At 70.7% G+C, this 24,289-nt stretch carries 25 protein-coding genes; 8 read left to right on the forward strand and 17 right to left on the reverse strand.

The window, feature by feature from the left end; all coding sequences use genetic code 11:
- Window position 1: 1 nt before the first annotated feature.
- Complete coding sequence (gene aspS, locus ACQKQD_RS27340; protein WP_427510109.1) at window positions 2-1,846, reverse strand: aspartate--tRNA ligase; 1,845 nt, start codon at window positions 1,844-1,846, stop codon at window positions 2-4.
- A 144-nt stretch (window positions 1,847-1,990) separates the two neighbouring features.
- Between aspS and ACQKQD_RS27345 the strand changes: the two genes are divergently transcribed.
- The 6 genes from ACQKQD_RS27345 (at window position 1,991) to xoxJ (ending at window position 8,167) form a co-directional block, all read left to right on the forward strand.
- Complete coding sequence (locus ACQKQD_RS27345; protein WP_170855122.1) at window positions 1,991-2,389, forward strand: hypothetical protein; 399 nt, start codon at window positions 1,991-1,993, stop codon at window positions 2,387-2,389.
- A gap of 93 nt (window positions 2,390-2,482) precedes the next feature.
- Window positions 2,483-3,670 (forward strand): ribonuclease D, encoded by a 1,188-nt coding sequence (rnd, locus tag ACQKQD_RS27350; protein ID WP_020091818.1) that lies wholly within the window; start codon window positions 2,483-2,485, stop codon window positions 3,668-3,670.
- Between the two features lie 110 nt (window positions 3,671-3,780).
- Complete coding sequence (locus ACQKQD_RS27355) at window positions 3,781-4,068, forward strand: hypothetical protein (RefSeq protein WP_427510110.1); 288 nt, start codon at window positions 3,781-3,783, stop codon at window positions 4,066-4,068.
- 703 nt (window positions 4,069-4,771) lie between these two features.
- A complete protein-coding gene (gene xoxF1 / locus ACQKQD_RS27360; protein WP_026604740.1) occupies window positions 4,772-6,577 on the forward strand; it encodes a lanthanide-dependent methanol dehydrogenase XoxF1 in 1,806 nt (601 codons plus the stop codon).
- 133 nt (window positions 6,578-6,710) lie between these two features.
- Window positions 6,711-7,322, forward strand: a complete 612-nt coding sequence (locus tag ACQKQD_RS27365; RefSeq protein ID WP_020091821.1) for a c-type cytochrome, methanol metabolism-related — start codon at window positions 6,711-6,713, stop codon at window positions 7,320-7,322.
- Entirely contained in the window at window positions 7,322-8,167 is an 846-nt protein-coding gene (xoxJ, locus tag ACQKQD_RS27370; protein WP_244526844.1) for a rare earth element methanol dehydrogenase accessory protein XoxJ, read from the forward strand. Before ACQKQD_RS27365 ends, xoxJ begins: the two co-directional genes overlap by 1 nt.
- 27 nt (window positions 8,168-8,194) lie before the next feature.
- Here xoxJ and folK read toward each other — a convergent pair whose 3' ends face one another.
- The 16 genes from folK to ACQKQD_RS27450 all read right to left on the reverse strand — a co-directional run bounded on the left by folK (window position 8,195) and on the right by ACQKQD_RS27450 (window position 21,914).
- Window positions 8,195-8,665 (reverse strand): 2-amino-4-hydroxy-6-hydroxymethyldihydropteridine diphosphokinase, encoded by a 471-nt coding sequence (gene folK, locus ACQKQD_RS27375; protein ID WP_132366958.1) that lies wholly within the window; start codon window positions 8,663-8,665, stop codon window positions 8,195-8,197.
- Entirely contained in the window at window positions 8,662-9,039 is a 378-nt protein-coding gene (gene folB / locus ACQKQD_RS27380) for a dihydroneopterin aldolase (RefSeq protein WP_020091824.1), read from the reverse strand. Before folB ends, folK begins: the two co-directional genes overlap by 4 nt.
- A 2-nt stretch (window positions 9,040-9,041) precedes the next feature.
- A complete protein-coding gene (gene folP / locus ACQKQD_RS27385; RefSeq protein ID WP_331297458.1) occupies window positions 9,042-9,878 on the reverse strand; it encodes a dihydropteroate synthase in 837 nt (278 codons plus the stop codon).
- 97 nt (window positions 9,879-9,975) lie between these two features.
- Window positions 9,976-10,338 (reverse strand): hypothetical protein, encoded by a 363-nt coding sequence (locus tag ACQKQD_RS27390; protein ID WP_091978084.1) that lies wholly within the window; start codon window positions 10,336-10,338, stop codon window positions 9,976-9,978.
- A complete protein-coding gene (locus ACQKQD_RS27395) occupies window positions 10,319-11,044 on the reverse strand; it encodes a hypothetical protein (RefSeq protein WP_056521183.1) in 726 nt (241 codons plus the stop codon). Before ACQKQD_RS27395 ends, ACQKQD_RS27390 begins: the two co-directional genes overlap by 20 nt.
- Window positions 11,041-12,186, reverse strand: coding sequence for a pyrroloquinoline quinone biosynthesis protein PqqE (gene pqqE, locus ACQKQD_RS27400; protein ID WP_427510111.1), 1,146 nt, complete (start codon window positions 12,184-12,186; stop codon window positions 11,041-11,043). The genes ACQKQD_RS27395 and pqqE overlap by 4 nt, the downstream gene beginning before the upstream one ends.
- The gene (gene pqqC / locus ACQKQD_RS27405) at window positions 12,183-13,268 is read right to left on the reverse strand and encodes a pyrroloquinoline-quinone synthase PqqC (RefSeq protein WP_427510112.1); all 1,086 of its coding nucleotides are present in this window, start codon (window positions 13,266-13,268) and stop codon (window positions 12,183-12,185) included. Before pqqC ends, pqqE begins: the two co-directional genes overlap by 4 nt.
- A gap of 186 nt (window positions 13,269-13,454) precedes the next feature.
- Window positions 13,455-14,354, reverse strand: a complete 900-nt coding sequence (pqqB, locus tag ACQKQD_RS27410) for a pyrroloquinoline quinone biosynthesis protein PqqB (protein WP_427510113.1) — start codon at window positions 14,352-14,354, stop codon at window positions 13,455-13,457.
- Between the two features lie 33 nt (window positions 14,355-14,387).
- Window positions 14,388-14,477: a pyrroloquinoline quinone precursor peptide PqqA gene (gene pqqA, locus ACQKQD_RS27415; RefSeq protein ID WP_012317526.1), complete on the reverse strand. Its 90-nt coding sequence runs from the start codon at window positions 14,475-14,477 to the stop codon at window positions 14,388-14,390.
- Window positions 14,478-14,701: 224 nt separating this feature from the next.
- Window positions 14,702-15,406, reverse strand: coding sequence for a response regulator transcription factor (locus tag ACQKQD_RS27420; RefSeq protein ID WP_020091831.1), 705 nt, complete (start codon window positions 15,404-15,406; stop codon window positions 14,702-14,704).
- Complete coding sequence (locus ACQKQD_RS27425) at window positions 15,403-17,061, reverse strand: ATP-binding protein (protein WP_427510114.1); 1,659 nt, start codon at window positions 17,059-17,061, stop codon at window positions 15,403-15,405. The genes ACQKQD_RS27420 and ACQKQD_RS27425 overlap by 4 nt, the downstream gene beginning before the upstream one ends.
- A gap of 78 nt (window positions 17,062-17,139) precedes the next feature.
- Window positions 17,140-17,346: a hypothetical protein gene (locus tag ACQKQD_RS27430; protein ID WP_012317529.1), complete on the reverse strand. Its 207-nt coding sequence runs from the start codon at window positions 17,344-17,346 to the stop codon at window positions 17,140-17,142.
- 84 nt (window positions 17,347-17,430) lie between these two features.
- A complete protein-coding gene (locus tag ACQKQD_RS27435) occupies window positions 17,431-18,225 on the reverse strand; it encodes a formylmethanofuran dehydrogenase subunit C (protein ID WP_056521171.1) in 795 nt (264 codons plus the stop codon).
- A gap of 3 nt (window positions 18,226-18,228) precedes the next feature.
- Window positions 18,229-19,176, reverse strand: coding sequence for a formylmethanofuran--tetrahydromethanopterin N-formyltransferase (gene fhcD / locus ACQKQD_RS27440; RefSeq protein ID WP_427510115.1), 948 nt, complete (start codon window positions 19,174-19,176; stop codon window positions 18,229-18,231).
- Between the two features lie 27 nt (window positions 19,177-19,203).
- A complete protein-coding gene (locus tag ACQKQD_RS27445; RefSeq protein WP_427510116.1) occupies window positions 19,204-20,850 on the reverse strand; it encodes a formylmethanofuran dehydrogenase subunit A in 1,647 nt (548 codons plus the stop codon).
- A complete protein-coding gene (locus ACQKQD_RS27450) occupies window positions 20,844-21,914 on the reverse strand; it encodes a formyltransferase (protein ID WP_427510117.1) in 1,071 nt (356 codons plus the stop codon). The genes ACQKQD_RS27445 and ACQKQD_RS27450 overlap by 7 nt, the downstream gene beginning before the upstream one ends.
- 398 nt (window positions 21,915-22,312) lie before the next feature.
- On the opposite strand from ACQKQD_RS27450, the gene ACQKQD_RS27455 reads away from it, so the two are divergent.
- Window positions 22,313-23,290, forward strand: coding sequence for a beta-ribofuranosylaminobenzene 5'-phosphate synthase family protein (locus ACQKQD_RS27455; RefSeq protein WP_427510118.1), 978 nt, complete (start codon window positions 22,313-22,315; stop codon window positions 23,288-23,290).
- An 89-nt stretch (window positions 23,291-23,379) separates the two neighbouring features.
- Window positions 23,380-24,273, forward strand: coding sequence for an NAD(P)-dependent methylenetetrahydromethanopterin dehydrogenase (locus ACQKQD_RS27460; protein WP_427510119.1), 894 nt, complete (start codon window positions 23,380-23,382; stop codon window positions 24,271-24,273).
- Window positions 24,274-24,289 lie beyond the last annotated feature (16 nt).

Raw genomic sequence — 24,289 nt, forward strand, 5'->3', positions numbered from 1 at the left:
CTCAGGCCTTCTTCTCGGGCAGGTTGAGGCGGATGTGCAGCTCGCGCAGCTGCTTGGGGGTCGCCTCGGAGGGCGCGCCCATCATCAGGTCCTCGGCGCGCTGGTTCATCGGGAACAGCACGACCTCGCGGATGTTCGGCTCGTTGCACAGGAGCATGACGATGCGGTCCACGCCCGGCGCGATGCCGCCGTGCGGCGGGGCGCCCATGCGCAGGGCGTTGAGCATGCCGCCGAACTTCTGCTCCAGCACCTCGTGGCCGTAGCCCGCGATGGCGAAGGCCTTCTCCATCACGTCCGGACGGTGGTTGCGGATCGCGCCCGAGGACAGCTCCACGCCGTTGCAGACGATGTCGTACTGGAACGCCTTGATCCCGAGGATCCGCTTGGTGTTCGCGCCGTTCTCGTCCTCGCTCGCGAGGGCGTCGAGGTCGAGCGCGAGGAACTCCTCGCGGTCGATGTTCGGCATCGAGAACGGGTTGTGGGAGAAGTCGATCCGCTTCTCCTCCTCGCTCCACTCGTACATCGGGAAGTCGGTGATCCAGCAGAACGCGTACTGGTCCTTGTCGCAGAGGCCCAGCTCGTCGCCGATCCGGACGCGCGCCTTGCCGGCGAGCCCGGCCGCCTTGGCCTCCGGACCGGCGGAGAAGAACACGGCGTCGCCCGCCTTCGCGCCGGAGCGCTCGGCGATCAGGGCCTGAACCTCGGAAGGGATGAACTTGGCGATCGGCCCCTTGCCGGTGAGCGCGCCGTTCTCCTCCTCGAACACGACGTAGCCGAGGCCGGGCGCGCCCTCGGAGCGGGCCCAGTCGTTGAGCTTGTCGAAGAACGAGCGCGGCTGGCTCGCCGCGCCGGTTGCCGGGATCGCCCGGACGACGCCGCCGGAGGCGACCACGCCCTTGAACGCCTTGAACGCCACGTCCTCGCGGGCGAACAGGTCGGAGACGTCGGCGATGATGAGCGGGTTGCGCAGGTCCGGCTTGTCGACGCCGTACTTCAGCATCGAGTCCGCGTAGGTAATCCGCGGGAATTCCTTGGTGACGCGCTTGCCCTCGGCGAACTCCTCGAACACGCCGCGCAGGACCGGCTCGACCGCCTGGAACACGTCCTCCTGGGTGACGAAGCTCATCTCGATGTCGAGCTGGTAGAACTCGCCCGGCGAGCGGTCGGCGCGGGCATCCTCGTCGCGGAAGCACGGCGCGATCTGGAAGTAGCGGTCGAAGCCCGCGATCATCGTCAGCTGCTTGAACTGCTGCGGCGCCTGCGGGAGCGCGTAGAACTTGCCGGGATGGACCCGCGACGGCACGAGGTAGTCGCGGGCGCCCTCGGGCGACGAGGCTGTCAGGATCGGGGTCTGGAACTCGAAGAAGCCGCCCTCGCGCATCCGGCGGCGGAGCGAGTCGATGATCGCGCCGCGCTTCATGATGTTGGCGTGGAGCTTTTCCCGGCGCAGGTCGAGGAAGCGGTACCGGAGCCGCGTCTCCTCCGGATACTCGAGGTCTCCGAAGACCGGCAGCGGCAGCTCGCCCGCCGGCCCCAGCACCTCGAGGTCGTCGATGTATACCTCGACCGCGCCGGTCGGCAGCTCGGCATTCTCGGTGCCGGCCGGGCGCGTGCGCACGCGCCCGTCGATCCGCACGACCCATTCCGAGCGCACGGCCTCGGCGGCCTTGAAGGCCGGGGAATCGGAATCGATCACGCACTGGGTCAGGCCGTAATGGTCCCGCAGATCGACGAACAGCACGCCCCCGTGGTCGCGGATGCGGTGGCACCAGCCGGAGAGGCGGACACTCTGCCCGACATCGGACGGGCGGAGCGCCCCGCAGGTGTGGGAACGGTAACGGTGCATGACGGGCTTCTTCTGTGGGAAGGCCGGCACCATTCACGCGAGGCCCCCCAAGTCAAGCGCGGGGCGCGCAGAACGGCGCCGAAAGCCGCGCGCGACTCGCCCGCCGGCCTACCGCAGGAGACCCCGAATCCCCATATCATCTCCATGAACGACAACCTCTTTTTCGATCTGGAGCGCCCCGCGAAGGCGGCGCCCGAACGCACCGCGGCCGGGTGGCGGACGCTGCCCCTCGAGGGCCGTTTCGACCTCGTCTACGAGGACGCGGCCGGGGCCTGGAGCAACCGCTCCCTCGACGCCCGCGAGCTCAGGCTCGGTCCGGGGCGGACGCTGCTCGGCGGCATCGATGCCCGGCGCGGCGGCTATCGCGGGTTCCGGGTCGACCGGATCCGCCGCCTCGTCGACGGGGCCACCGGCGAGCGGATCGAGACCGGCATCCTCGACCGCCTGCTCGCGCGCGCCGAGGCGCAGCGTCGGGCCGACGCGCTGCGGATCCGCCGGCAGGCGCGGGCGCGCCGGAAGGCGGCGGTCGCGGCCGTGGCGTGATCGCGGTCATCGGGCCGCGCGTGAACGCGTGAAAGATGGGGACCTGCGAAGCCGCGTCTCCCCATGTCCGCCGCGGTTGCGTATAGCCGGTGCATGGACCTGATCACCACCACTGACGCGCTGCGCCAGATCTGCACACGTCTCGCCGAGCAGCCCTTCGTGACCGTCGACACGGAGTTCATGCGCGAGACGACGTATTATCCGAAACTGTGCCTGATCCAGATGGCGGCACCGGACGGGACCGGCGTCCTGGTGGATCCGCTGGCGCCGGGGATCGACCTCGGGCCGTTCATCGCCCTCATGGCCGACGAGGGCACCGTCAAGGTGTTCCACTCCGCCCGCCAGGACCTGGAGATCATCTGGCTGATCGGCGGGATCCTGCCGCACCCGTTCTTCGACACGCAGGTCGCCGCCATGGTCTGCGGCTACGGCGATTCCGTCTCGTACGAGCAGCTCGTCAACGACGTCGCGAAGGCCAAGATCGACAAGTCCTCTCGCTTCACCGACTGGTCGCGGCGCCCGCTCTCGGAGGCGCAGCTGACCTACGCGCTGTCCGACGTCACCCACTTGGTGAAGATCTATGAAGTCCTCGTCGCCGAGCTGCTGCGGACCGACCGCGGCGCGTGGCTCGACGAGGAGATGGCGGTGCTGACGTCTCCCGAGACCTACCGCGCCGATCCCGCGCAGGCGTGGCGCCGCCTCTCCGGCCGCATGCGCAAGCCGCGGGAGATCGCCGTGCTGATGGAGGTCGCGGCCTGGCGCGAGAGCGAGGCGCAGACGCGCAACGTGCCGCGCGGGCGCGTCCTGAAGGACGAGGCGGTCATCGATATCGCGTCGGCGGCGCCGCGGAGCGCGGAGGCGCTCGGGCGGCTGCGGACGATCCCGGCGGGCTTCGAGCGCTCCCGGACGGGGGCCGACATCGTCGCCGCCGTGGAGCGCGGTCTCGCCCGCGACACGAGCGCCGTCCGGATGCCCGAGCGCGTGCGACGGAGCGGCGGCAACGGCGCGATCGTCGAACTCCTGAAGGTCCTGCTGAAGGCGGTCTGCGAGGCCGAGGGCGTGGCGCCGAAGATCATCGCCACGGTCGACGATCTGGAGGCGGTCGCCGATGACGACGACGCCGAGGTCCCGGCGCTGCAGGGCTGGCGCCGGACGCTGTTCGGCGAGAAGGCGCTGGCGCTGAAGCAGGGACGGCTGGCCCTCTCGGTCGAGTCCGGTCGCATCGTGGTCCGTCCCCTGGAAGCCGAACCTGTCGGCAGCGGCGCCGACCCGGACCGATGACGCCGCAGCGGCACTGACCGCACAATCCGCACTGGCGGGCGTGACTCGCCGCGGGTCCGGGATTAAATGGCAATTCGGTTGCCGCTTAATCCCGCCCCTGCGTCCCGCGTATGTTCGAGCCGAACGAGATCCTCAAGACGCTGACCGGGCGCGGTCTCGTGTCGGCCGAAGGGTGTGAGTCCGTCCGCGTCCGCTACCGGGTTGTGGTCGAGAGGCGCGAAGGCGGTGTCGTCGCTTACGGCAATCTGTACGGCAGCTACGCGGGCCTGCGGCCGGTCTGGCTCGAGCCCGATGCCCAGCTCCGCCTGTCCAACGGCCGTCGCCTCAACATCTCCGTGACCGACCTGATCGGCGACACGGCCGAGTTCGAGAGCACCGGGCCGGTCGGCGCGGTCTGACGCCGGCAAGAGCCGTTCCGCAGATCCTGAAAGAGGCCTTCTGGTCCGCGCGCGCGACCCATCCCGATTCTCAGAAGCGGGATGATTCGGCAATTTGTCGCGCGCGAACCCCACCGATCAGGCCGGGATCCGCGGAAAAACGGGATGCGGCGACTGGGCGCACAGCGGGCTTTCGGGAAAATTCGGCAACTCATAGCCGCCGAAGCGTCTTGCACTGCAGTCCGGCGAACCACATCGGCCGCGCGCTTGGGTGCGCCTAAATCCCGCCCACCGCGCGGGGGACGCATGCTTAAGCGCAGCAAAGCTCGCCTGTTTGCAAGGTCTGCATGGGACACGGACACAACCCCGTGAGACCGAGGCCAGAGCAGGCAGCTTCTCTTGTGCGTCGCAACATTTCTTTTCGCAAACGCATGACATCCATCGTGCCTGTGTCACCCGAAAAGAAGCTTTCACCGTGTGCCCACAGGCGTCGAACAGCGAGTTGACGGCGCTCAAAAATCTCTTAAGGTCCGGGCAAGCCTCGGTTTCGAGGGAGACGCCTCAGGGATGGCGGCTCCTGGCTAGGGGATCAGTAGATCTCCTCGAAGTCCACTATGCCCGCTACCGAGGCGTCCATCCCTGTCGCAAACAGTCAGGTCGGAGTCCGAGCGACGCCACTCTCTTCGCGCGCCGTGAGAACTCTCAAGACTTGTCGGAGGAACCCATGAGAGCGGTACATCTCCTTGCGCTCGGCGCAGGTGTCGCGGCCGTCGCCGCGCCGGCGCTGGCCAATGAAAGCGTCATGAAGGGCATCGCCAACCCGGCGGAACAGGTTCTTCAGACGGTAGACTACGCGAATACGCGCTACTCGAAGCTCGACCAGATCAACGCCAAGAACGTCAAGGACCTGCAGGTCGCCTGGACGTTCTCGACCGGCGTGCTGCGCGGCCACGAGGGCTCGCCGCTCGTCGTCGGCAACATGATGTACGTGCACACGCCGTTCCCGAACATCGTGTACGCCCTCGACCTCGACCACGACGCGAAGATCGTCTGGAAGTACGAGCCGAAGCAGGATCCGTCCGTGATCCCGGTCATGTGCTGTGACACGGTCAACCGTGGTCTGGCCTACGCCGACGGCGCCATCCTCCTGCACCAGGCCGACACCACCCTCGTGTCGCTCGACGCCAAGACCGGCAAGGTCAACTGGTCGGTCGTGAACGGCGACCCGAAGAAGGGCGAGACCAACACCGCGACGGTTCTGCCGGTCAAGGACAAGGTCATCGTCGGCATCTCGGGCGGCGAGTTCGGCGTGCAGTGCCACGTCACCGCCTACGACCTGAAGACCGGCAAGAAGGTGTGGCGCGGCTACTCCGAGGGCCCGGACGATCAGCTGATCGTCGACCCGGAGAAGACCACCTCGCTCGGCAAGCCGATCGGCAAGGATTCCTCGCTGAAGACCTGGGAAGGCGATCAGTGGAAGACCGGCGGCGGCTGCACCTGGGGCTGGTTCTCGTACGACCCCAAGCTCGACCTGATGTACTACGGCTCGGGCAACCCCTCGACCTGGAACCCCAAGCAGCGTCCGGGCGACAACAAGTGGTCCATGACCATCTGGGCGCGTAACCCGGACACCGGCATGGCCAAGTGGGTCTACCAGATGACCCCCCACGACGAGTGGGACTACGACGGCATCAACGAGATGATCCTCACGGATCAGAAGATCGACGGCAAGGAGCAGCCGCTCCTGACCCACTTCGACCGTAACGGCTTCGGCTACACGCTGAACCGCGCGGACGGCACCCTCCTCGTCGCCGAGAAGTTCGACCCGGCCGTCAATTGGGCGACCAAGGTCGACATGGACAAGGGCTCGAAGAACTACGGCCGGCCACTGGTCGTGTCGAAGTACTCGACCGAGCAGAACGGTGAGGACACCAACTCCAAGGGCATCTGCCCGGCGGCGCTGGGCACCAAGGATCAGCAGCCTGCGGCCTTCTCGCCGAAGACCAACCTGTTCTACGTGCCCACCAACCACGTCTGCATGGACTACGAGCCGTTCCGGGTGACCTACACCCCGGGCCAGCCCTACGTCGGTGCGACCCTCTCGATGTACCCGGCCCCGAACTCGCACGGCGGCATGGGCAACTTCATCGCGTGGGACGGCGTCAACGGCAAGATCAAGTGGACGAACCCCGAGCAGTTCTCGGTGTGGTCCGGTGCTCTGGCCACCGCTGGCGACGTCGTGTTCTACGGCACGCTTGAGGGCTACTTGAAGGCGGTCGACGACAAGACCGGCAAGGAGCTGTTCAAGTTCAAGACCCCGTCGGGCATCATCGGCAACGTGATGACCTACCAGCACAAGGGCAAGCAGTACGTGGGCGTCCTCTCGGGCGTCGGCGGCTGGGCCGGCATCGGCCTCGCGGCCGGCCTGACCGACCCGAACGCCGGCCTCGGCGCGGTGGGTGGCTACGCGGCTCTGTCGCAGTACACCAACCTCGGCGGTCAGCTGACGGTCTTCGCCCTGCCGAACTAATCGGCCGCAGGGTTTGAAGTGAAAAATGGTGCCGGCGCGGGTTCCCGCGCCGGCATCCTTGTGATTAGACTTTCTCGCAAGAGGCTGCGTCTCGGAGGGAGACCAAGAGCCTCGATCAAGGGAGACACATGCGTTGCTCAACCTCAGCAAGATCGTAACGCGGCCGGTTATCGCCGCCCTCGCCCTAGCGACCGTCTCGACGGTTGCCGTACATGCTGAGGATGCCAAGCCCGCCGACCCCAAGCTGGCGAATTCGCTGAACGCGAACGACAAGACCGCCGAGCAGGATGACAAACTCCTGAAGAAGGACGCGGCCGTGAAGGTCGACGACGGCAAGTACTTCGACGCCGAGGGCCACCCGACGTTCCACGTGACCCAGGACGGCAAGATGCTCGACTGGTACACCTACTCGGGCTACCGCCGCTATCACGCCGAGTGCCACGTCTGCCACGGCCCGGACGGCATGGGCTCGACCTACGCGCCGGCCCTCAAGGACTCGCTGAAGCACCTCTCCTACGAGGAGTTCATCGGCATCCTGGCGGGCGGCAAGCAGGAAGTGAACGCCGCCGAGCAGAAGGTCATGCCGGCCTTCGGCGACAACAAGAACGTCATGTGCTACTCGGACGACCTCTACGTCTACCTCAAGGCGCGCGCCTCCGGCGCGATCGGGCGTATCCGTCCCTCCGAGCACGAGGGCAAGCCCGAGACCGCCAAGAAGGCGGAGAAGGAATGCATGGGCGGCTGATGTCGTCTCCTGCCCGGATCGCCGTTCTCTGCGCCCTGACCGTCTTCGGGGCGCAGGGCGCGCTCGCCCAGCATCTGCCGGATACCGTCACCACGGACGTGCTGCGCGTCTGCGGTGATCCGGGCAACATGCCGTTCTCCGAACGCAAGGAGGACGGCTTCGAGAACAAGATCGCGGCGATCATCGCCGACGAGTTGAAGATCAAGGTCCGCTACTACTGGCTGACGCAGGGTCCGGGCTTCGTGCGCAACACGCTCGGAACCGGCCTCTGCGACGTCATCATGGGCCAGGCCTTCGGCAGCGACCTCGTCCAGACCACCAATCCCTATTATCGATCGGCGTACACGCTGGTCACCCGCGCGGGCGAACTCGACGGTGTGACGGCCCTCGACGACCCGCGGCTGAAGGGCAAGAGCATCGGCGTGATCGCCGGGACGCCGCCGGTCAACCGGATGGGTGAACTGGGCCTCGTCTCGGCCATGAAGGCCTACGCGCCCTACCAGCTCGACCCGTCCCGCAAGCACCAGACGGTCGCTGCCGAGATCGTCGCGGCCCTGGCCGCGAAGGAGATCGACGCGGCCGTCCTCTGGGGCCCGGCGGCGGGCTGGCTCGCCAAGCAGTCCGGCACGCCCATGAGCGTCGTGCCGCTGCTGAAGGAGCCGGAGCGTCCGCCGATGGCGTACCGGATCGCCATGGGTGTCCGGATCGGCGAGAACGACTGGAAGCGCTCGCTGAACACCATCCTGCGCAAGCGCAAGGCCGACATCGACAAGGTCCTTCGCGACTACGACGTGCCGCTCCTCGACGAGGAAGAGAACAAGCTCGTCGCCCCCGGCGAGCGCTGACGCGCAGCGCCGCGGCGCGCGCCGCCATCAGGCGCGCGCGATACCGGTCGAGTCGAGCTTCGCCAGGGCGTCCACCACGCGCTCGCCGCCGATGACGAGGTCGGGCGCGATCTCCGCCAGCGGGACGAGCACGAAGGCCCGCTCGCGCACGTAGCGGTGCGGCAGGACGAGGCGCGCGTCGTCGATGCTGGCGCCCTCGTAGGCCAGGACGTCGATGTCGATCACACGGGGCCCCCAGCGCTCCTCGCGGATCCGGCCGAGGTCGTGCTCCACCCGCAGGCAGGCGTCGAGCAGCCCGTGCGGATCGAGGTCGGTCTCGACCGCCACGGCCCCGTTCAGGAACCACGGCTGATCGGTCTTGCCCCAGGGCGGAGTCCGGTAGTCGGCCGAGCGCGCCACGACGTCGATGCCCGGGATCGCGGCGAGACCGGTGACCGCGCGGTCGAGCATCGCGGCCATGTCGCCGACATTGCTGCCGATTCCGAGATACGCCCTCATCGACCGGCTCCGCGGCGGCGCGTGATCGCGACGCCGACGCTGTCCAGAATGGCGGGGACGGGCGCGCTCGGCTTGTCGACCTGAACGGTGATGGCGTCGACCTGCGCGAAGCGCGCGAGGATCTCCGCGGCCACCGTCTCGGCCAGGGCCTCGATCAGGTTGAACCGGCGCTCGGTGGCGATCGCGACCGCCACCGCCGTGAGATCCGCGTAGCTCACCGTGCCGGCCACGTCGTCGGAGCGGCCCGCCGGGCCGAGATCGAGTTCCGCTTCCAGGGAGATGTAGAAGCGCTGACCGAGCACCGCCTCCTCGGCCAGCACGCCGTGCCGGCCGAACACGGCGATCCGGGTGACGCGGATCAGGTCGCCCGCCATGCTCAGCGCGCCTCCGGCCGCATCACGGCGTCGACGACGCGCATCGCGTCGATATGCGCGGCCACGTCGTGCACGCGCACGATGTCGGCCCCGAGGGTCGCCGCGACGGCGTGGGCGGCGAGGGACCCGTGCAGGCGGTCCGCCGGACGGGTCTCGCGGTCGTGCAGGCGTCCGAGGAGCGACTTGCGCGAGACGCCGACGAGGACCGGAAAGCCGAGGGCGCGGATCTCGGGCAGCCGCCGCAGCGCCTCGAGATGCTGATTCCAGGTCTTGCCGAACCCGACCCCCGGGTCGAGCACGATCTCGGAATCCGCGAGGCCCGCCCGGTGGGCGATCGCGAGGGACCGCTCGAAGAAGGCCAGCATGTCGGCGACGATGTCGAGCTCCGGCTCGATCGTCTCGCGGTTGTGCATGATGATGACCGGCGCGCCGTGGGCGGCCGCGACGTTGGCGATGTCGGGCTCGCGCTGGAGGCCCCAGACGTCGTTCACGATCCGCGCGCCGGCCTCGAGCGCGGCGCGCGCCGTCGAGGCCTTGTAGGTGTCGATCGAGATCGGCACCGGCAGCCGCGGCGCCACGGCCCGGATGACCGGCACGACGCGCGCCTGCTCCTCCTCGGCGGGGACCGGAACGTGGCCGGGCCGCGTCGATTCCCCGCCGACGTCGAGGATCGCCGCCCCCTCGGCGACCAGCCGCTCGGCCTGGGCCACGGCCTCGGCCTCCCCGGCGAACAGCCCGCCGTCGGAGAAGGAATCGGGCGTGACGTTGAGGATGCCCATGACCAGCGTGCGGCCGCCGAGCGCCGGCAGCAGGTCGGACAGGCGGGAAGAGGGGGTCACAGGCGGGTCCCGTTCACGAGCGCGGTTCGGGAGCCGGTGTGCGCGAATCGGGAGGCCGGCGCAACGCCGGCCTCGCCGTGCGGCCCAGACCTGCGCGTCAGCCGTGGTAGCAGCGGATCTCGGCCTCGGCCTGGGCGCGGCGCAGCTCCGCGACCTTGTCGTCGAAGATCTTGGTCGACTTGAACTCGTTCGCCCGGTTGCCGATGCCCTGCCGCATCGAGAGCACCGTGCTCGCCTGAACGTACTTGTCGTAGGGGAGGATCGCGGCGAGCTGATCCAGCGAGCACGAGCATTTCTGCAGGCTCTCGCGGGTCTGGCCGTTGGCGGCCATGCAGCCGAACACGTAGTCGACCCGCGCGTCGGTCGGGTAGTCGTTCTCCTCGGCGGCCCAGCCGGTCAGGCCCGACAGCGTGAGGGCGAGGGCGGCCAGCGCGCCCCGTTCAGCCAGCCTTCTGATCATAGCTCAGCTTCTCCTCAAGCAGCTCGCCGCCGTCCGGGCTCTTCGACGACGCCTCGATCGAGACGATCTCGCCCGGCACCGAGGGCGCGGTCACGAAGGTATAGGTCATGTCGTCCATGCCGCGCATGCGCTGCGCCATCGAGTCGCCCGCGAACGGCTTCGTGACCACGCGCCAGCCGTCGACCTCGCGGCCGCCGATATCCACCTTGGTCGGCGTCACCGTCGCCTTCTCGCGCAGGCCCTTGCGGATCGCGAGCTTGAGGTAGCGCGGGTTCGCCTCCAGCACCTTCGCGACGGCCCGGAGATGGTTCTCGAGGAAGAGCGAGACGACCGGGTTGCCCGCCATGTCCTCGAACGGGCCGGCCGGCATCCGGTTCAGCCCGGAGAACATCACGACGCTGATGTCGCGGCCCTCGGCGGTCTTCCCGGGCGTCACCTTCAGCTGGATCGTGTCCTCGAGCGGCGCCCCGAACGGCCCCTTCGAGATCCCCGAGCGGCGCAGGTAATCGTAGGTCAGCGTCGAGCCCGCGGCCGTGTTCTTCATGTGCGGCTGGTCGAACAGCAGATCCGCCGCGGAGGGCGGGGCGGCGGCGTTCGCCGGGGTGACGGTGGCGGGCTTCGGCGCGTCCTCGGCGAGGGCCGGCAGCGCGGCCAGAGCCAGCGCGACCGACGTCGCGGCGAGGCCCCTCACGACAAGACTTCTCACGAGTTCACTTCCTCCTTGAGCGGCGACCGGACGTTGCTGCCGATCGTCCGGTAGACGTAGTCGGGCGGGTTCTCGGCCGCCTCCTCGGTGGCGAGCGCCCGCACCTTGGCGTGGAGCGGCGAGAGCGAGCAGGCCGGGTCCGTGGCGGCCGCGTCGCCGGCGAGCGCGAGCGCCTGGCAGCGGCAGCCGCCCCAGTCCTTCTCGCGCCGGTCGCAGGAGCGGCAGGGCTCCTTCATCCAGTCGGTGCCGCGATAGGCCGTGAAGGCCGGCGAGTCGCGCCAGATCTCGCCGAGCGAGCGGTCGTTGACGTTCCAGAACTCCAGCCCCGGGATCGTCTCGGCCGCGTGGCAGGGCAGGACCTTGCCCTGGGGCGTGACGTTCATCAGCTTGCGGCCCCAGCCGCCCGCGCAGGCCTTCGGGTACTTCGCGTAATAGTCGGGCACGACGAGGTCGATGACGAGCTGGCCCTTCAGGCGCTCCCGGGCCGCCTCGACGATCCGGATCGATTCGTCGACCTGCGCCTTGTCGGGCATCAGGGCGGCGCGGTTGACGTAGGCCCAGCCGTAATACTGCGTGTGCGCCACCTCGAGCCGCTTGGCGCCCATCCTCACCGCGAGATCGATGAAGCCCGCCACCTCGTGGATGTTGCCGCGGTGGATCACCGAGTTCAGCGTGAGGGGAAGGCCGAGCTCCACCACCTTGGCGGCGAACTCGAACTTCTGAGGCTGGGCGTTCTTCAAGCCGCCGATCTTCTCAGCGTTCTGCGCGTCGACGCCCTGCACCGAGAGCTGCACGTGGTCGAGCCCGACATCGTAGAGCGCCTGCAGCTTGCCCAGCGCCCCGCCGACGCCGGATGTGATCAGGTTCGAGTACAGGCCGAGATCGGCGCAGGTCTTGGTGATCTCGACGATGTCGTTGCGCGCCGTCGGCTCGCCGCCGGACAGGTGCACGTGCAAGACGCCGAGCGCCGCGGCCTCCCCGAGCACGCGCTGCCACGTCTGCGTGTCGAGCTCGCCCGACCGCCGGTCGAGCTCGAGCGGGTTCGAGCAGTACGGGCAGCGCAGCGGGCAGCGGTGGGTCAGCTCGGCGAGCAGACCGACCGGGGCCGGCGCATCGGGGCGGTTCGGCGTCAGCGCGTTCATCGCTCGAGAACCCGTTTCTCCGCGAGGCCGTCGAGCATCACCAGGATGTCGGCCTCGATGGCGCGGGGATCGGCCGCGTAGGTCTTGCCCAGCTCGTCCGCGATGTCGGCGACGCTCCGCGCGCCATCCACGAGCTTCAGGACCGCCACGGCGTTGTCGTCGAGGTCGAAGGTGCGCTCGGGGGCGAGCAGGACCCACTTGCCGCGGGTCTCGTCGTTGCGCAGCCGGACGCCGCGCGGCAGCCGCGGACGGTCGCCGGCCGCCATCTTCCCGCCGGCCGCTCCCGGCTTGGCCCGAGACGCCTCGGCCACCAGACCCTCACCGGGCTGCCACGCGTCCGGCGGGACCATGCCGGGGGCCACGTAGGCGAAGTACAGGGCGTCGAGCTGCGTCCACAGCACGGTGCACTTGAACGTCAGCGCCGCCATCGCCTGCCGCTGCAGCTCCGGCGTCGTGGCGTGCTGCTTGACGTAGTCCAGGGCGAAATCCGCGTCCCGCGGCGCCTGGGTCAGGCGCTTGTCGAAATAGGCCAGCGTATCCTTGGTGATGAAGTCGTAGTTCTTCAGCATCCCGGCAACGCGCTCGGAGATGATCGTCGGCGAGAACATCTCGGTCAGCGACGAGGCGATCGCCTCCAGGAGCGTCCGCTCGGAGACGAAATGGACGTAGGCCTCAACCGAGAACTTCGTGGCCGACAGGATGCCGCGGGTCGACAGCACGTAGTCGCGGTCGAAGCCGACGCCCTCGGCCAGCTTGAGCCAGCGCTCGATGCCGCCGTCACCCTCGTGGTCGCCGTCGTGGTCGACGATCCGCTGGCGCCAGATCCGCCGCAGCGACGCGTCGGTCATCCGCGCCAGCACGGCGGCGTCCTTCACCGGGATCATCGCCTGGTAGTAGTAGCGATTCAGCGCCCAGGCCCGGACCTGGTCCTTCGACAGCTTGCCGTCGTGCAGCAGCCGATGGAACGGGTGCAGGTTGTGGTAGCGGCGCGCGCCGATGTCGCGCAGGGCCGCCTCCAGTTCCTCGGGACTCAGGAGACGCTGGCTGTCGGCGGCATCGGGGGTCGGGAAAATGGCGTTCATGGCGTGTCCGGCGTCCGTCCTCAGGTCGCGTTTCCTGTGTTCCGATCCCGCCCTCGTGCGCGGGGCGACTGTCCGGGCTCAGCCACGATATAGTGCCGTCCCCCCGGGCGCCCAACCATCGCCGGCGAGCGTCCGTCGCGCATAAGGCCGCGGCGCGGGGATCCGGCAGGCCGTCGGCGCGGCGTCCTAGAGCGTCAGACCCAGCCCGTCATGCGCCACGGTCCAGCCGGCCGCCTCGACATCGGCCCGCTCCGGCGAGCCCTCGACCAGGACCGGGTTCGTGTTGTTGATGTGCACGAAGACGCGGCGCCCGATCTCGACCGAAGCCAGGGCCTCGATCGAGCCGTTCTCGCCGCGCATCGGCACGTGACCCATGCGCCAGCCGGTCTTGGTGCCGACGCCGGCCCGGATCATGTCGTCGTCGTGCAGGACGGTTCCGTCGAAGAGCAGCGCGTCGACGCCCGCGATCCGCGCGCGCAGACCGTCCGTCACCCGGGCACATCCGGGAATGTAGGCGAGGCGCCGGCCACCGGCCTCGATCAGGGCGCCGACCGTGGTCTCGGTCTCGGCGCCGATCTGCATGGTCTCGTCCTCCAGCCAGAGCGGCACCTTGCCGGGAACCGGGAAGAGGGTGACCGCCAGGCCGGGGAGGGGCTCGAAGCGCTGGTCCATGCCGATCGGCCGACGGGCGACCACGCCCTCGGCCATCACGTCGAAGACGCGGTTGGCATTGACCGAATCGAGGATCCCGCGCGTGCCGTAGAGCGTGTAGGGCTGACCTTCGCGCAGGGTCAGGAGACCCGCGACATGGTCGACGTCGCCGTTGGTCAGGAGCACGGCGCGGATCGGCGAGTGGCGCAGGCCCTCGCGCGGATGCATCTGCGCATTATCGAAGAGCTGTTGCCGGATGTCCGGCGAGGCGTTGATCAGCAGCCAATCCGACCCCTCCGCGGAGACCGCGATGCTCGACTGGGTCCGGGGCCGCACCCGGTCCGGCTCGGATCGCGCCAGCGTGCAGATGGGGCAGCGGCAATTCCACTGGGGAAGGCCGCCGCCGGCCGCGGAACCGAGGATCACGACGCGCATGGTGCGGCTCCCGAGATCCCCGGCCCGTGAAACTCAGTTGAAGGTGTCGATCTCGGCCGACTCGTAGCTCGTCACTTCCATGCCGACGCAGATCTCGGACACGATCGGGGCAGCCCACTTCATGGTGTTTCTCCTCAGGCAACATCTACACCGAGTGCCACGCGGTTCCTAAGAGGACCCTAAGACACTGATGGCGCTCTCATTTCCGGCGCCGGAGAGGTATCGACGATTCACGCGCGGGCTTCAAGCACTAAGTTGCCGGATCCTCCCAAATTTTTCGTGAGAGACTTCCTAAGCGTCCGGAAACCATCACGAAATGGGCGGGCCTGCGACTAAAGTACAGGGGCCTACTGCCGGAAGTCGGGACCGCGCAGTTCCAGCATAAATCCTTTACCCCGCACGGTGACGAGGCCGGGCCCGCCGTAGCGCACGAAATCGGCCATCTTGGAGCGCAGGTAGCCGATATAGACGTCGACCACGTTGAGGGAGAGCCCGCCCTGGCTCGCCCACAGCCGGTCGAAGATGTCGGCGCGCGATACCGGCTTGCCGATATTCTCCATCAGCATGGCCAGCAGGTCGGCCTCGCGGGGCGTGAGGCGGGCGCTCGCCTCGCCGCAGCTCGCCTGCCGGGTCTCGAGGTCGAGCATCAGCTTGCCGGCGGTGATGCGCGAGCGCGGCGCCTCCGCCTGCTCGCGGCGCATCAGGTGGGTCCGCAGGCGCGCGACCAGCTCGTCGAACTCGAAGGGCTTGATGATGTAGTCGTCGGCGCCGAGAGCCAGGCCCTCGGCCCGGTCGCGGATCTCGTCGCGGGCCGAGAGGAACAGGATCGCGCCCGGGAAGCCGCCCTCGCGCAGGGACCGGCAGACGTCGTGGCCCGAACCGTCCGGGAGGTTGATGTCGAGCAGCACCGCGCCGGGAGCCGGGTCGTGGGCCGCCTTCAGGGCCTCGTCGACGCAGGCCGCCGTCCCGACCTCGAATCCCTCGGCCTCGAGCCCTCGGGCGAGGAGGCCGCGGATGTCGATATCGTCCTCGACGATCAGGATCCGCGTCATGCGGCCGACTCCTTCACCTGCGCGCCCGCTTGGGCGCCCACTTGGGCGCCAACGGCAGCGCCGTCGACCGGGCCCGTCTCCCATGCCGGATCGCAGGCCGGGATGTCCAGGGTGACCCGGGCCCCGCGCCCGTCCGTCCCGGGGCCGAGCCGGATCGTGCCGCCGTGCTGCTCCACGATCCACCGCGCCAGCGCGAGCCCGATGCCGAACCCGGTCTCGTCCGGTCCGGCGCCCGAGCCGCGCTTGAAGCGCTCGAACAGCGCGTCCTCCGGCGCGCCGAAGCCCGGTCCGTCATCCGTGATGGTGATCCGTCCGACCGGTCCGGGCCCTGCCGACAGGGCGACCTCGACCCGGGTGAGGCCGGCGGCGTGGCGGAGCGCGTTGTCGACGAGGCTCTCGACGGTCTGGCGCATCCACTCGCGGTCGGCGAGGCTCTCGACGTCGCGGGTGCCGGGATCGAGGGTGAGGCCCACCCGGCGCCGCGCCGCCTCGGAGCTCATGTTGTCCACGGCCTCCGCCAGGACCTGGGCGAGCCCCAGGCGGCGCTTGTCGAACGCGATCTCGCCGGATTCCGAGCGCGCGACGCGCAGCAGGTCCTCGACGCGCAGCTTGAGGCGCTGCGCCCGCTTCTTGATCGTCGCGAAGACCGGTCCCGGATCGGTACCCCGGGACGCGCCGCGCAGGGCGAGGTCGCACTCGCCCAGGATCACCGTCAGCGGCGTGCGCAGCTCGTGGCTGACATCGGCGAAGAAGCGGCGGCGGGACTGATCGACGGCCTCGAGCCGGGCGTTGGCGGCGCGCAGATCGGCGGTGCGGGCCGCCACGGTGTCCTCCAGCGCCGCCCGGTCGGCCGCGACCCGCGATTCCCGCCGGGCGAGGCGGGCGGCCATGCGGTTGACGTTGGTCATGAGCAGGCCGAGCTCGTCCCGCGTGGCGACGGAGAGGCGCGTGTCCAGGGCGCCGTGGCCGATGGCGCTCGCGGCGCGGCGGACCTCCTCGATGCGGGCCAGGGTCGGCCGGGTGACGCCGCGGTAGAGGACCGCCAGCAGCACGAGGGCCGCGGCCACCGCGGCGGCGGCCGCCACCCGCAGGCGCTCCGAGAGCGCCCGGGCCTCCTCGGAGCCGAGCGCCATGCTGCGCCGCTCGGCCTCGATCAGGAAGGAGAGCGGCTGGCCGGTCATGGCGCCGAAACCGTTGAGCGCGCCCTTGATCGCGTCCTGACGCCGCTCCGGCTCGGTCTGGCGGCTGATCAGCGAAACCTGCCGGTCCAGCACGGCGCGCGCCGCGCGCAGTTGCGCCATGGGGCGGGTGCGGGCGGCGTACTGCATCCGGTCGGCCGGGTCGTCGCTCGGCGGGAAGCTCTTGGCGAGCGCCTCGTCCACGGTGGTCAGGGCGCGGTCGGCGTTGTCGCGGGCGATCGCCATCGCCTCGGGCTGGCCGTCGGGATTGCCGACGGTCTCCACCGCCGCGAGACCGAACTGCGTGAGGCGGCCGGACAGCTCGGCCAGCAGCTCCAGGCGCCGCTGGGCCTCGAGGGTCCGGTCGACTGTGCGCTCCGCCGCCCCGATGGCCGCCAAGGCGGCCGCGGCGGCCAGCATCACCACGATGGCGGTGCCGCCGAGCAGCAGCGCGAAGCGGACCTTCAGCGAGCGCATCGTCCCCGTCCCGCCCTCAATCCCGCCGTGCAGGCGGGCCCGAGCATGGCACCGCCGGAGCGCCGAACCAAGGTCCCGTCACAGGTCCTTCGGCAGGCTGCCCTTCGCGGCGCAGCGCCACCGCTCCACGTGCCATTCCGGGTGCGCCGCCTGCCACGTCGCGAGCGCGCTCTGCGAGTTGCGCAGGCACACGAAGGGGCTCGATTTCTCGAAGGACATCTCGATCCGGTCCTCGCGGCAGGTCGAGGGCTGGGCGACGAGACAGATCGACAGCAGAAGCAGCATGGGCGCCTCCCCGGGCTGCCGGCCTCGTGCGGGCCGGCTTGGCGGGGAGCATAGGACGCGTCCACGCCCCTTGCCCAGGCGGCGTCAGGCCGCGACCCAGATCTCGCCCTTGGCGATCGTCGCGAGGTCGCCGGAATAGCGGCGCAGCGGCTTGCCGAGGAGGTCGGCGTGCTCGGCGCTCAGGCCGCGCAGGGCCTTGGCCAGCAGCCGCAGGAAAACGAGGTCGTGCGTCCCGGTCTCCACGAAGGTCGGCGACATCCGGCCGTGGCTGCCGACGAGGAGCGTCCCGCGGCGCATGCCGAAGCCGGGATGATCGCCCACCGCGAGCGCCGCCAGGGTGCCGGCGATCATGCGCGAGCCCGCGAAGGCGCCCGCGCGCCCGGCCACGATCGTCCCGCGCCGCATCCGGTCGCCGAGATGGGCGCCGGCGCTACCGCGGATGATCAGCGTCGCGCCGTCGAGGCCGGCCTTCGCGGCGTAGACCGCGCCACCGGCATAGTCCCCGGCATCGCCCTCGACGGTGATCGTGCCACCGGTGGCGCCGGAGGCCGCATAGGGTCCGGCATGGCCGGTGACGGTGAGGCTGCCGCCCGCCATGCCGGCGCCGAGGCGCTGGCCGACATCGCCGGTCACCCGGATCGTACCTTCGGACAGCGACGCTCCGACCCGGTCGAGGCGCTCGTGGCCGCCCTCGATGGTCAGGGTGTCGGAGCCGTCCAGCGCCACCGCGAAGCAGTCGCCGAGGCGCACGCCGGTCCGGGTCGTCCCGATCTCGAGGCGCTCGGCCTCGCCCTGGGACAGGCGGCTGAGCGCCCGCGGGTTGACGTTCAGGAGGTCCAGGCGCTCGGGCGGGGCCGCGCGCAGGGTGAGGGTGCTCACGGCTCAGCCCTCCGGCTTGGCGCTGTCGCGCGCGATCAGGTCGCGCAGGTGGTAGTGGTGGCGGCCGAGATTGCCGCCGTAATTGCCGGCCGTGACGGCGATCAGCCCGTGCTTGCCGCCGATCTCGGTGGCGGCGTGCAGGCCGGCGCGCATCGAGTCGGACACGCCCTGCGAGGTGAGGGCGTCGATCACGATCTCCAGCACCACGCCGCACTCGGCCGGGAGCGCCGAGCCGGCGCGGCCCTTCAGGGTCGGGCAGTAGGCGTCGTTCGTCGAGGCCATCATGCCCTTGGTCCGGCCGCCGACCTTGGAGCCGGAGCGGACGATGCCGCCCGGGAACGGCAGGATCGCGCCCGGGACCGCCTTGGCGGCCTCGACGGCGATCTCGGCGACCTTCAGCGTCTCGGCGTGGTTCCGCCCGAGGAACAGCAGGTTGCCGCCGCCGACCGCGCCGTCGACGGCTCGGACCGAATCCTCGCAGAGGAACTCGCCGTCCATCACCGGGATGCGCCAGTAGCGCCGGGCCTTGCCGGTGGCGTCGGGCAGGCGCTTGGCCACCGCGAACCCGTCGCCGAAGTACCGGATCGCGCCGCCGAGCTTGATCTTGGTCGGCCCGTCGACGCCCGCGTAGCAGGCGGTGCCCGGGCAGGTGAGGATGCACTGGCCGACGCGCTTGATCAGCTGGTCCTTGAGGCCGTTCGGCTCGAAGCCGAACAGCAGGATGCGCACGCCCGGCCGCCCGTCCGGCGTCTCCTCGGGCGACAGCTCGGCGTCGATGCCGGCCTCGGCGCCGCAGCCGATCACCGAGGTGGCGAAGCCGGTCATCGTGGTCGCGGCGATCATCGCCCACTTGGCGGTGTCGTTCGTGACGATGATGGCCGTGCCGGCCACGTCGAACGCCTCCGCGAAGGTGTCGATGACCGGGATGCCGTTGAGGGTGAGGTCAGACATCGTACTTCCCGCGGCTCGCCCCGCTGATCACGCCCGGCATGGCACCGCCTCGAAGTTCTCCCGGCCCTCGCCGAAGGCCGCGTCGGGCACGGCGAAGCTGTCGAGGCCCTCGCCGAACCGCTCCGTGAGGTAGGTGTCGGCGCGCTTCGCCATGGCCTTGTCGGACTCGACGGTCAGCGACAGCGTGCGGCCGGCGCGCCACTCCACGACCTCGCCGTCCTCGACGATCGGCACGCCGTCCTTGAGGACGAGCTTGGCGGCGGTGAACATCGCGGTGCGGTTCGCGTCGTCGCGGTAGACGGCGACGTCGGCCCGGGCGCCGGCCCGCAGGTGGCCGCGGTCGGCGAGGCCGAGGAGCTTCGCCGGTCCGGACCGGGTCAGCTGCGCGATCTCCGAGAGCGTGTACTCGCGCTCCAGCCCGGGGAGGCTCGACCGCTCGCCGACCACGCTCGGCAGCGTCGCGATCTCGCGGTCGCGCTCCGACTTGTCCATCAGCAGGTGGATGATGCGGGGATACTGGGTGAACGGGCCGCCGTTCGGGTGGTCGGTGGTCAGGATCGTCCGCTCCGGGTCGGTGGAGAGCAGCATGATCTCCAGGCCGATCGCCCATTGCAGCGAGCTGGTCGGGCCCCGGGGCCGGTACAGGAACGGCACCACCCCGCCGCCCTCGGCGTCGCCCGCGTTGAGGACCCACTTCTTTGGCTTGGCGCCCTTCCGGCCGGCGAACTGGCGGAGGATGTCGAGGGACACCGTCACGGTCTGGCCGAACACGACCTGCCCGATATCGAGGGTGGCGTTCGGGTTGTCGGTGATCGCCTGCGCGATCCGCTCGGCGGCCGAGCGGAAGCCGCCGGTGCCGGGATTGGCCGGGTCGACCGCCCCGTAGGCGTAGAACTGCGCGTGGGCGAAGTGGATGCGCCGTCCCTCCGCCGCGTCGAGCGTCGCCATGAAGCTGTCGTCGGCCCCGGGCAGGCCGAGGTTGTTGCAGTGGACGTGCAGCGGGTGCGGCACGCCGATCTCCTCGACCGCGTCGAGGAGCGAGCCCATGATCTGCCGGGTCGAGAGCCCGTAGCAGGGGATCTCGTCGTCGAGGGAGAGGCGCAGGGCCCCGTCCTTGAAGGCGGAGGCGCCGCCCGCGTTGATGCACTTGACCCCGAGGCCGCGCGACTGGGCGACCGACAGGGCGACGAGGTCGCGCACGGCGTTGCCGCCCTGGCCCTCGCGCAGGAGCTGCAGGAGCTGGTCGTCGTTGCCCATCACGGTCAGGGCGCCGCGGTCGAGCAGCGGGATGTCGGCGAGCTCGAGCTGCGTGCCCAGCGCGTGGGTCGGCGGCATCGCCGGCTCGACGGCCGTGGTGTAGCCCATCCGCGCGTAGGTCGAGCCGATCCAGGCCGCCGCCCCGCCCGCGTGGGCGAAGGGATGGCCGTCGGGCGCCGCCTCGCTGACGTAGAGGTCGGGCAGGAGCAGCCGCGAGGTGATCACGTTGCCGCCGGCGATGTGCGAGTGCACCTCGACGCCGCCCGCCATCACCACGCAGCCCGCGGCGTCGATCACGGCGTCGGGCTCGCGGCCCGGCGGATCGACGACGCGGCCGTCCTCGATCCAGACGTCGCCCACGGAATCGCGGGACGCGGTCGGATCGACGACGCGCCCGCCCCGGATCACGCTCAGCATGCGGGTTCACTCCTCGACGCGGCCGGGCCCGTGACCAGGCGCTCCTTCAGGGCGCCCAGCACCGACGCGGCCGACGGCAGATCCGACGGCGCCGAGGCCGGCCAGAAGGTCAGCGCGGCGCGCTGCTCGTTCCACAACACGCCGCCGTGGTCGCGGCCGGGCTGGCCGACCGCGATCACCACCTCGGCGGCTCCGGCCTCACCGTCCGCGATCAGCGCGACGGAGGGGACGTTCGACAGCCAGTCCGGGCGCGACACCGGGACGGCGCCGAGCCAGAGAACGGCGTCGACCTCGCCGGCGGCGACCTGCCGGGCGGCGTCGAAGCGCCAGGGATCGTGCTCGGGCACGCGGCGCCCGAAGCCGCTGCGCGGCGCCTGCCCGGTGAGCCAGGCCGAGACCGGCACCACCGCCCGGTCCTGACCGGTGCCGCCGACCGCGAGGGTGAAGCAGCGCGTCGTCTCGCTGAGCTCCATGGCGAGGCCCTGGAGCATCTCGATGCCGACCTCGCCGAGTTCGGCGGCGTCGTAGAGGAGGATTCCGTACTGCGCGGCGGCGAGCTGCGCGGTGATCTGGCCGGGGAGATCATCGCCGGCGAGGTGGCCGCGGGCGTGGGCGCGCAGCACGCCGACCGCCTCGGTCAGCCCGCCCTCGGCCGGCCAGGACAGGGACGCGGTGGCGTTGGCACCGACGGCCAGCAGGGTGCGGTCCGACCCGGCGGCGCGACCGCGGCCGGGCTTGCCGTCGACGAGGCGCTTCAGGAGCGGCGCCTGCCAGGGGGCGGCGCCGACCACCAGCACCACGTCGGCGCGCCCGACGGCCTCGGCGGGCGTCGAGGTCAGCGCCCCGACCCGGCTCAGCGCCCCGAGGTCCGCATAGGTGCCGGCCGCGCCGGCGGTGTCGACGGAGGCGCCGATGCGCCCCGCGAGATCGTAGGCCGCGCGGATCGCGGCCACGTCGGCGCTGAGGCCGGCGATCACCGGCGCGCGCGCTTTGGCGAGGAGGGATGCGGCCGCCTCGATGGCGGTGCCCGCGTCCGTCGCGCCACCCTTCACCCAGGCTGCCATGCTCCCTCTCGCAACGTTCTTGCTTGGTTTCGGAGCGGGCGACGGCCGTAAGACCGGACGAAGCGGGTGCCCCTCGAGCCCGAGGGTTCCCCACCGAATCGGAATGGCTCATCCGCCCGGCATGTCCGGGCAGGCGGCAAACTCGGCGCGCCGTCGCGGGCCTAGGTTTGCCTTCATCCGCGCACCGCGGCAAGGGGGTCCGGCGGCGATGCGCGTCGGGAAGTGAATCGCGGGTATCGGTTCACCGCCGCGCGCGCTCTCCGCGATCGATCAGTCCTGCGCCGTCGGCGGGCACGATCCGCGCGCGTCCACGTTGCCCGGTTCCGGGCCGCGTGTGACAAGCGCGCCGCGCAGGGGCCGGACCTGCGGGATTCGAGACGGGATTCGAGGGAAGAGCGTTGGGCGAGGTCCCCGAACGGAACGAGGCGACGGCGGACGGTACCGTGCGGGTCGAGGCGCCGGCGCGGCTGCATTTCGGCTTCCTGGACCTGCATGGCGGGCTCGGCCGGCGCTTCGGCAGCATCGGGCTGGCCATCGACGCGCCGTCCCTGGCCCTGACCGCCCGGCGGGCCGCCCGGCCCACCGTCACGGGCCCGGAATCCGACCGGGTGCGCGGCTACGTCGAGGCCGCCGCCGCCCATCTCGGGCGCGGCGGGGACGTCGCCATCGATGTCGAGCGGGTGATCCCGGCCCATGCCGGGTTCGGCTCCGGCACGCAGCTCGCCCTCGCGGTGGCGGCCGCGATGGCGCGCCTCAACGGCGAGCCCTTCGCGGCGGATGCCTTCGCGGCGACCCTGGACCGGGGCAACCGGTCCGGCGTCGGCCTGTGCGCTTTCACCGAGGGCGGCCTGATCGTCGACGGCGGCCGCGGCGCGGATGGCGGGCCGCCGCCGGTGATCGCGCGCCTGCCCTATCCCGAGGCCTGGCGGATCGTCCTAATCCTCGATCCGAGCATGGCGGGCGTGCACGGGACGCGCGAGGTCGAGGCGTTCCGCGACCTGCCGCGCTTCCCCGAGGCCCAGGCTGCCGAGATCTGCCGGATCGCGCTGATGCAGGTGCTGCCCGCCGTCGCCCTGGCGGAGCCGCAGGGCTTCGGCGCGGGCATCACCCGGATCCAGACGCTGATCGGCGACCATTTCGCGCCCCATCAGGGCGGCCGCTACGCCAGCGCCGCGGTGGCGGAGGCGCTCGCCGCCGTCGCCGCGCGGGGCGTCGCGGGCTACGGCCAGTCCTCCTGGGGGCCGACCGGCTTCGCGCTGGTCCCGTCCGAGGCGGAGGCCCGCGCCCTGGTGGCCGGCCTCGACCGGGGCGGCCCCCTCCGGTTCGTCATCGCCCGGGGCCGAAACGATGGCGCTTCGGTAACCGGTCCGGCGTGAGCCGGCCGCCCCGGGCTTGACCCGGGGCGCCGCTCCGGGTTTGGACGGAGAGAAGGCGCCTCTCTTCTCGCGCGCCGCACGAGGATTCCATGGCCCGCTCGATCCTCCACATGCTGACGCCGCTCCGGCACATGAGCCCGTTCGACGTGAACATGGCCGTGGATGCCGGCTTCGAGACGGTGGTGACCTACGCGGAGGTCAGCCTCGCCGACGTCGTCACCCTGACGCAGGATTCGATCTTCTCGCGGTCGCCGGCCGACGGGACGCGGACGGGCATCTTCATCGGCGGCAAGAACGCCGAGGACGCCCTCGACATGGTCGACCGCGCCAAGAAGGCCTTCGTGCCGCCCTTCGTGAACCACGTGTTCGCCGACCCGGCGGGCTCGTTCACCACCGGCGCCGCCATGGTGGCGCAGGTCTCCCGCGCCCTGCGGCAGAAGTTCAGCACCGACCTCAAGGGCAAGCGCATTGTGATCTTCGGCGGCGCGGGCGTCGTCGCCTACGTGGCCGCGGTGATCGGCGCCCTTCAGGGCGCGACCACCGTCCTGGTCGGCCACGACGGCGAGGAGCGCGTCTCGAAGATCGCCTTCACGATGAAGTGGCGCTTCGGCATCGAGGTCGGCGCCGTCGACGGCACGACGCCCGACGACCGGCGCGCGGCCATCCGCGACGCCGACGTCATCCTCTCGGCCGGCCCGGCGGGCATCCCGATCCTCACCGCGGAGGATCTGAAATCCGCGCCGAAGCTGCTCGTGGCGTCCGACGTCAACGCCGTGCCGCCCGCCGGCATCGCGGGGATCGACGTCAACGCGGTGGACGTCGCGCTGCCCACCGGCAAGGGGGTCGGCATCGGCGCTCTGGCCGTCGGCGACGTGAAGTACAAGACGCAGCGGCGCCTGTTCGACCGGATGCTCGCCTCCGACACGCCGCTGTGCCTCGACTTCCGCGACGCCTACGAGCTCGCCGTGGAGATCGCCGGCTAGGCCGCTCCCGGACCGG

The organism is Methylobacterium sp. NPDC080182, from assembly GCF_050281105.1.
Lineage (GTDB): Bacteria > Pseudomonadota > Alphaproteobacteria > Rhizobiales > Beijerinckiaceae > Methylobacterium.